Source organism: Daejeonella sp., assembly GCF_036405355.1.
Taxonomy (GTDB): Bacteria; Bacteroidota; Bacteroidia; order Sphingobacteriales; family Sphingobacteriaceae; genus Daejeonella.
The window spans coordinates 40555-48904 of the sequence record NZ_DASWXT010000138.1; the positions used below are offsets into that span (position 1 = coordinate 40555).

Here is an 8350-nt window from a genome sequence, read left to right on the forward strand (position 1 = left end):
TCATGAAAACCGAAAAAATAGTATGGGGTTTGATCCTCATCTTTACAGGAAGTATTTTTCTTCTTGAGAACTTTAACCTGATTGAGTTTTACTGGAGTTCAGTATGGAGATTCTGGCCGGTAATATTTATCCTGATTGGTGCCAATATGCTCCTTAGCAGGTTTGGAAATAAATCTGCAGCTCCTTATATGATTGGTGCAATTACGATTCTTACTCTTGGGTTGATTGCCTATCAGGGAACAAGGCCTGATAGAGGAAGGGGTTGGTTGAATTTTCAACATGAGAATGATCAGGATGAGGATTACGGGTCTAATGGTGCCAACACTACCTTTACCGAAACTTATGACGGTTCTAAAAATGCCCGTCTGAATATTCAGGGTGGTGCTACCAGTTTCAGACTTACTGATACTACATCTAATTTGTTTGAAGCGAGTTTAAAGAAACGATTTGGAAAATTTACTCTTAATAAGACTGTGATTGATTCTGTTGAAGTCCTGAACTTCAGGATGCGCGACGGAAAGCAAAGCTGGAATCTGGATAAAATGGAGAACAACAAGACTCTCATTCAATTGAACAATACACCTGTTTGGGATATTAAAATTGAGATGGGAGCCGGTGAGGCAATTTTTGATCTGAGTAATTACAAGGTTAAAAAACTGGTATTTGAAGGAGGGGCTGCTTCCTTTGAGGCAAAGCTTGGTTCTGGATTGCCATTGACTGAGGTTGAAGTTGAAACCGGGGTGGCAAATGTTGAGATAGAAGTCCCTGATAGTTCAGGTTGCCGGATTGATGTAGACAGTGGTTTATCTTCCAAAGATTTTATTGGTTTCATTAAGCAAGCAGACGGAACTTATGAAACCAGTAATTATGGTACTGCGCCAAATAAGATTAATATCAGTTTGAAAGGCGGACTATCTTCATTTGAAGTTAAAAAGTATTAAATATATTTGATGGAAACATAGTGGCTGTCATCCTGAAATCTATTCAGGATGACAGCTCTTTTCCATATAAAAAATGAAGGATTATTTTGTTGTTGTTGAAGGGAAACCTACCGGGCCTCATTCACCTGAGCAGTTAAAAGGGCTGAAGATTAAACCCGGAACCTTTGTGAAAACAGAGGATATGGATGACTATAAAGAAGCACATGATGTTCCTGAATTATGTGAATTTCTGGGTATCAAAACTCATATTCGGGAACCCCAGTATTTTGCCTCCCTGGATGTACGCCTTTTAGCAGTAATCATTGACTACTTTATAATTTTTGCCATTTACTGTGTTATCGCTACAATTGTAGTGCTTTTTATTGATGAGAAGCAATTGCGTATCATCGTTTCTCTTGCCGGACTGGCAATCATCCCGATTTCTAAAATTATTTATAGTACCATAATGGAGGCCTCGGCCAGACAAGGAACCTGGGGTAAAATATTAATGGGACTTAAAGTATCCGACGAGAAGGGAGCACCAATTGCTTTCGGTCGTTCGCTGGTCAGAAATTTATCCAAAATTATCAGTACTGCAACTGTCGGGTTTGGTTATATGATGGGTTTTTTCGACAAGAAACAGCAATGCCTGCATGATAAGATAGCAGGGACGCTGGTGATTAAGGATAGGTTGATTTGAGGGGGAGGGAATAGGAAATAGGAAATAGAAAACAGGGAATGGGAAATAGTATTAATCTCTATTCCCCATTCACTATTTCCTATTCCCAATAAAAGATAACCTTCAGGTCCTATTAGTTTGTCTTTTCCTCAGATGCTTTCGGAGCAAGTTGAAAAAATATTGGCATGGTATAGGCAACATTTACTGGCTCTCCCCTTATTAAACCTGGTTTCCATTTGGGACTTTCTTTAACTACTCTTACTGCTTCTTCATCAGCTCCGCCACCGATGCCCCTTAAAACTTTGATATCTGTTATACTGCCGTTTTTTAGTACTATGAAACTTATTATTACTCTTCCGGTTATCTTGTGTTTTTTTGCTTCATCCGGATATTTAAGAGCTGATTGAAGGTAATCTCCCCAGCCTTTCATACCTCCGGGAAACTCAGGTAGAACTTCAACATTTGCAAAATCATTTACAATGAGAACGTCAGATGAAGAAGAATTGCTGGCAGTTGTTCCAGCTTTTTGTGGCCCTCCGATTGCCGAAACAGAAATGGATCCTAAAAAGTAATTTTTGCCAGTAGCAGGTAATACACCCAGATTAGACTCAATACCTGTTAACTGAAAAGCCAGAGCCATAGAATAGTTTCCATCTTCAGCCTGAATGGATTCTTTGAATAAATTAAAAGTTCTCAGAACCTCTTTGTCTATATCGCTTTGTAAGCCTTTAGCTATTCTTACATTGGACATCTTTCCATTCTGAACATTAAAGTATACGATCTCATAACCTGTTACTTTATTCTGCCTGGCAGAAGCGGGGTATTTAATGTTTTTCTGAATATGATTCCATAAGGCGCTGAAAATTTGTGTGTTCTCAATGCTTGAAGAGGCCTCTGATCGAATTGTTGGAGGTTTTTTCAGGATTTTTTCATCTGATTTTTTTTCAGAAACTATTGAAGAAGATCTTAATGTGGGATATACTTCTGCTTTTAAAGGGCTGATCAATTTTTCGGCTCCTGCAATCAGGTGAGTTTTTTCAGTAGCAACACTGGCAGCAGAGAAGATTAGCATTAAAGCAAAGAGGGGGGCAGAAAAACCATATTTCCAAAGACCGGTTCTGCGTGATTTATTTTTATTTAGCATGATTATACGTCGTTTTAAAAGTGAGTTATTAAAGAAATTATTACTTAATTGATCGGGCTGAACTCCCAGGGTGTTACTGAACAGCAATAGGGCATAATCTGATTTGCTGGGCATCGCTGATGCAGCTTCCTCATCAGCGATGAATTCATGAATATGCCTGATCTCCTTTTTGTACAGATAAACCACCGGGTTGAACCAGTTGATAATCGAGGCAAGTTCAATGAACAGAACATCGGCTGAATGCCACTCCCTCATATGAACTTTTTCATGATCGATGATGATTCCCGATTCAGGCAATTCTCTGTCTACAACCATCGTGTTGAAGAAGGAATAAGCAGCTCCCTTTTTGGGTTTGAGTTTGGAATTCAAGAGTATCATTCTGATTAGGAAACGAAACAATAATATTGCCATCACACCAGAATAAACCCATAAAATTATATCTCCGATTGCCCAATTACTTGTTCCCTCATCAGCTCCTACTACCACAGTTTCGTAGATTATCTGGGTTGGAACGATAGTTTCCCTGAGTTTCTGCGTAATAAAAAGCTCCTGAAACCAGTTGGAATTGATGAATGGAATGATAAATGAAAGGAGTGTACTCGTATTCAGATAAATACGGTTCTGTCTGAAGAAAGTCTCATTCTTCAGAACCAATGTATAGAATCCCATGAACAGGATCAGATACAGGTTTGTCTGTAAAAGATAATTCAGGATGTTCATTTTACTTGTTTTTTAGTTTTTCAATCAGTTTCATGATCTCATCTGCTTCCTTCAGGTCGAGTTTTTTCTCCTTTACGAAGAAGGAAAACATATTCTCTACCGAATTGTCGAAATATCCGCTAAGTAGTTTTTCGGTTGCAAAGCTTTTATATTCCTCAATACCGATGATGGGGAAGTACCTGTGGCTTTTCCCGAAGGCTTCATGATCAATGAAACCCTTAGTTTCCAGAATGCGGATGATCGTTGATACAGTATTGTAAGCTGGCTTCGGTTCAGGAAGCTGGTCAACCACGTCTTTTACGAATCCTTTTTTCAGATCCCACAAAACCTGCATGATCTGCTCTTCTGCTTTTGTTAATTCCTTTATCTCCATATAATTTTATTTATTGTCTGATATAATTAATTACACCTGATTCGAATCTGTAATATAAAGCTATAACTAAATATTTAGTTATGCAACTAATTTGTTAGTTTTAATTTATAAAATAATTATAAGTTCATGTAGATCAGTCATATAAATTCATTCAGCGGCTTATAGAGAAGATATTAAATGCTTCTTTGATTGGAGTTTCCCGTCAATTTATCACCGGATTGTGGAGATCCATTATTGAGATTGAATTGCTTTAAGCGTTCTGCTTTTACCTTTTAGCTTTTTTTTGTTATTCTCTGAAAATTACATGAAATTGCTATCAGGCAAACCTGTATAAACATGTCATTTATGAAAAGAAGAGAATTAATTAAAGGACTTACTTTTCTGCCCCTTGCAGGAGCTATAGTCGGATCACCTGAAACAGCTATGGGAGCTGTCAATGAGTTCATCGCACCTCTGCTTCCCGATGGTCCGCTAACTCCCGGCCCGCAAATATTCCAGTCGATTGGAGTTGAGCCGGTTATTAACTGCCGGGGTACCTTTACTATTATCGGTGGCTCAATCGAACTGCCTGAGGTTAGAGCGGCAATGGATTCAGCATCGAGACATTTTGTTCAGATGGATGAACTGGCTGATGCGGTAGGGAAGAGGCTTGCTGAGTTGACTGGCGCACAGTGGGGAATGGTGACGGCTGGTTGCGCAGCAGCACTTAAAATGGCAACCGCTGCATGTGTTGCAGGAGGGAATCCTGAGAAATTACACCGTATTCCTGATCTGAGCGGATTGGATAAAACAGAAGTGATTATACCTGCTGGATCATTCAGTGCTTATGATTTTGCTATTCAGAATATTGGGGTAAAGATCATACGGGTTGAAACTATTGAAGAACTAAAAGATGCATTAGGGCCTAAGACTGCAATGATCAAACTTAGTGGTGGGAATTTGGTTCCCGGACCGATGAGTCTGGAAGTTATTGCCGCAATTGCTAAACCTTTAAATATTCCGATTCTTGCAGATGCCGCTGCCGAAATTCTGACTATTCCGAATGTTCATCTGAAAAACGGGGCAACGATGGTTGCCTACAGTGGAGGAAAAGCAATTTGCGGTCCGCAATGTGCCGGACTGCTGCTTGGCCCTAAAAATATTTTGATGTCGGCCTGGCAGGCCAGCTCACCACATCATGGTCCTGGCCGCGATAACAAAGTTGGCCGTGAAGAGACCCTTGGTATGCTTGCGGCAGTAGAAACCTGGGTTAAAATGGACCATGCTGCACGTGAGAAGAACTGGATGACCTGGGTGAATGCTATTGCTAAAAGAGTTTCAGGAATCGAGAGCATAAAAACTACAATTCGTGAGCCCGAAGGAATTAATAACCGCAGTGCTTCATTAAGCATTTCATGGGATCCTGAGAAACTTCATTTGAGCAGTGCCGAGCTGATTCAGGAGCTGATCAGTTCTAAACCCAGAATTACTGTCGGTGGAGGAAGAAGTACAGATCCTGGAATGGCCTCTATTTCAATTAATGCATCGCAAATGCAGCCGGGTCAGGATAAGATTGTTGGAGATAAAATCTTTGAATTACTTTCTAAGAAGAGAAGTCCGAAAGCTGAAACAGCGATGAAGGCGCCAGGTTCAAAAATAGGCGGTCGCTGGGATCTGGAAATAGATTATTTCAGCAGCAAAAGTGATCATATACTTTACCTTGAACAGGATGGAAACTGGCTTAAAGGGATTCATAAAACCGATTTTTCGGTACGCGAAATTTCCGGAAGTATCGAAGGGAATGAGGTGAAATTCCTGAGTCCCGGACGCAGGCCGGCAGTTAGCTATACTTTTGCCGGCACGATCAGCGGGGATACTATTTCAGGTAAAATTGATATGGGAGAATTCCTGACGGCAAATTTTACAGGAAAGAAAAACACAAAAGATCCGGATAGAATACCAATTGTATTTCCTGAAGGAAGACCGATGGGGAATTGAAGAATTCGTTATCTGTTATCAGTTGCCTGTTAACTGTAACTACTAATACAGAGTTTAATTATTAATTGGAATTTCCTTTTTCCTTTAAGCTTTCTGTGCTTTTGGCTTTAAGAATTATCGTTGCAAAATAGCTTGAAGCTTAGTATCCAGTTTTGCTGGATCATTCATGTATTTTGCCAGATTGAATAATTTCACGTTTCTGAATTCAACCGGGTGACTTTCGCTTTGGAGGGAGATGTAACCTTCTTTCAAAGCTTTTCCATCTACTTTAACCGCCGGGTCGAAATTGGAGACACTTCCGCCACCAATCTGTGGTTTGGTATATTTGAAGACCTCTTTGCCTTCCAGGCGATGACTTACCAGTGAGTCGCCCAGGACAACAATCTCTGCCCTTACCCACTGGTCACCATGATAGGTCTTTGATGTTGAGTTAATACAATGCGGGGTAAACAGCTTTCCGTCAAGAAATACATTTGTTCCGGGAGTACATAAATTCAGTGTGCTTCGTTCATCTTTTCCATTTCCGCCTAAGAACTGTGTCTCCAGAGAAATCGGGAAATCCTGATTCAGTCTCATACTTTCAGGCGATTGACTATGCAACATCACACCGCTATTCCGGAATGCCCAGCCCGGTCCGCCGGGGATCTGATCACCCGTGAAGCGGTATTCAACCACCAAAACATAGGCTGAAAAAGGTTTTTTATAAAATATATGTCCATAGCGGTCTTTCCAATCAGAATAGCCATCGTATGAGACCTTCATTACTCCGTTTTCCGCACGAAAGGTATTGGCATAATTATCATTTAATGGGTGGCCATTGATCTTCACTTTCCAGTCTTTGAGGTCTTTGCCATTGAATAGACTGGTCCAGCCTTTTTGAGCAAAACCTGAATTAGTGATAATTGCGAGGAAGAGGAATAAAACTATTTTTCTCATAAATTGTATTAGCTGTGGTTACCCTTGGGTTGGTGATCAATAGGCAATATAACATCAACCACCTGAGAGCTAAGATAGTGAAATTAGGGTTGTAGTGCTAAGGATTTAAGTGGTCGGTGATATCACCGACCACAGGAAAATTGGACTACCTTGTATCTATAACGATTTCAGCATAAACTCCGCGACAGTCCATTTCAAACTCTAAATCCTGGACTGGAGGCCGGTTGTAATGCCAGTCAATACCACTTAATGCAGCGCCACGCTTTACAATTTCGTTGACCATTATGTGGTGAATGTTATGGATAGTATACAACTGGGTTGCCGTAGAATCTGCCCAGGTAAAGCCAAGACCAGCCATCCGACGTTCCATCTCATTAAGCACCCAGCGTCCCTTTTTCATTAAGCCCTCCTGGGATATGTCACCCAGACTAATACTGTGAGTACGATAATCACTCATACCCTCTGGAGCTTCAGCACTACCAGCGATTACAAAAGAAGGTTTTGCATTAGCATCAGGCATTGTGTAAGTAAATGCATGAATACTCGGACTCAATGGTTTATTCAACTCTGGAATGACATTTGAGCGAGCTATGGGATTGTCGCCCCCCTCTTCGTAAATACCCCACTCTTTTAAAGTACCTATATAAAGGTTATTAAAGTCAACAAAGCCTTGTTCGGTAAATGGCTCGGGTGAACGTAATTCGCAGGCTCCAAATGCAGCGAGCGGACGACCTAAAGCGTCGAGATGTTGTTGGATGCGTAAGAAGCCCTCTTTTAGTGGCAGCGGCCGGCTGAATCGTACACGTTCTAATCTATAACCATCCAGTGCCGTTATACCTGCAGAATACTGCCTTACACCCCGAAGATAACGATATGATCCAGGTTCAAAAATTTTTGTATCAGACATATTTATTTACGTATTTTTTTTACTAAAATACTGTAAAAATACTTGGAAATTTAATAGGGGAAAATGCTGATTGCAATTTAATTTGCCCTTTGGTTGGTGTGAACACACCAACCAAAAACAACCTATTGTCTGAACTACGATTTTTTTTGATTGTGATGATTTCCTTGTTTTAGTTTTCACCCTACACCAGAATGACCAGGCAGAGGAAATTACTTTGCTGCTGATTTCAGTATCCCTTTTAACTTAGGAATTCATTTGCTCATCAGTGGTTTCGGGTTAAAATTAAGTTTAATTCAATCCGCTTGATTACAATCAAGTCAGGATTTTTTCTAATGACCAGGTAGGGCAATGTCATTAAGTTAGGCGATTAAATAACTCATTGTTCCCGGAAAGTGATCGTTCAGGTCCTGACTTTCGTCCAATGTCATTAAGTTAAGAAGAAAATGAGGTCGTGGCCTCCGCCACGATGACAGTTCAATATTTAATAGTAGGGGAGATCCTGACTTTCGTCAGGATCGGAGTTAGTACCTAAAAAAGGCCTTTTCAATTTTTAAATTGCAGCTATTGATAAGAGTCCAATTCCGGCATTGAGCCGGAATCTCCTCTCGACACCCAAGGAGTTGTCATCCGATAGCTATCGGATCTCGCGAAAGCGAGAACCTCCTTTGTAATTAACGCGTAATTTATCCTTAAA

At 40.4% G+C, this 8350-nt stretch carries 7 protein-coding genes; 3 read left to right on the forward strand and 4 right to left on the reverse strand.

The genetic code is table 11. The features are described 5' to 3' along the window. The first annotated feature begins 2 nt into the window (after window positions 1–2). Window positions 3–941 (forward strand): LiaI-LiaF-like domain-containing protein, encoded by a 939-nt coding sequence (locus VGE44_RS17210; RefSeq protein WP_331081471.1) that lies wholly within the window; start codon window positions 3–5, stop codon window positions 939–941. A gap of 73 nt (window positions 942–1014) precedes the next feature. Beyond that, window positions 1015–1620 (forward strand): RDD family protein, encoded by a 606-nt coding sequence (locus tag VGE44_RS17215; protein WP_331081473.1) that lies wholly within the window; start codon window positions 1015–1017, stop codon window positions 1618–1620. 112 nt (window positions 1621–1732) lie between these two features. Here the strand turns inward: VGE44_RS17215 and VGE44_RS17220 are convergent, their stop codons facing one another. Then, window positions 1733–3463 (reverse strand): TonB family protein, encoded by a 1731-nt coding sequence (locus VGE44_RS17220; RefSeq protein WP_331081475.1) that lies wholly within the window; start codon window positions 3461–3463, stop codon window positions 1733–1735. 1 nt (window position 3464) lies between these two features. Further along, window positions 3465–3836, reverse strand: coding sequence for a BlaI/MecI/CopY family transcriptional regulator (locus VGE44_RS17225; protein ID WP_305364163.1), 372 nt, complete (start codon window positions 3834–3836; stop codon window positions 3465–3467). 345 nt (window positions 3837–4181) lie between these two features. On the opposite strand from VGE44_RS17225, the gene VGE44_RS17230 reads away from it, so the two are divergent. Further along, entirely contained in the window at window positions 4182–5813 is a 1632-nt protein-coding gene (locus VGE44_RS17230; protein ID WP_331081478.1) for an aminotransferase class V-fold PLP-dependent enzyme, read from the forward strand. Between the two features lie 114 nt (window positions 5814–5927). Here the strand turns inward: VGE44_RS17230 and VGE44_RS17235 are convergent, their stop codons facing one another. After that, complete coding sequence (locus tag VGE44_RS17235; RefSeq protein WP_331081480.1) at window positions 5928–6749, reverse strand: DUF1080 domain-containing protein; 822 nt, start codon at window positions 6747–6749, stop codon at window positions 5928–5930. Window positions 6750–6894: 145 nt separating this feature from the next. Next, window positions 6895–7656, reverse strand: a complete 762-nt coding sequence (cnbZ, locus tag VGE44_RS17240; protein ID WP_331081482.1) for a 2-amino-5-chloromuconate deaminase CnbZ — start codon at window positions 7654–7656, stop codon at window positions 6895–6897. Window positions 7657–8350 lie beyond the last annotated feature (694 nt).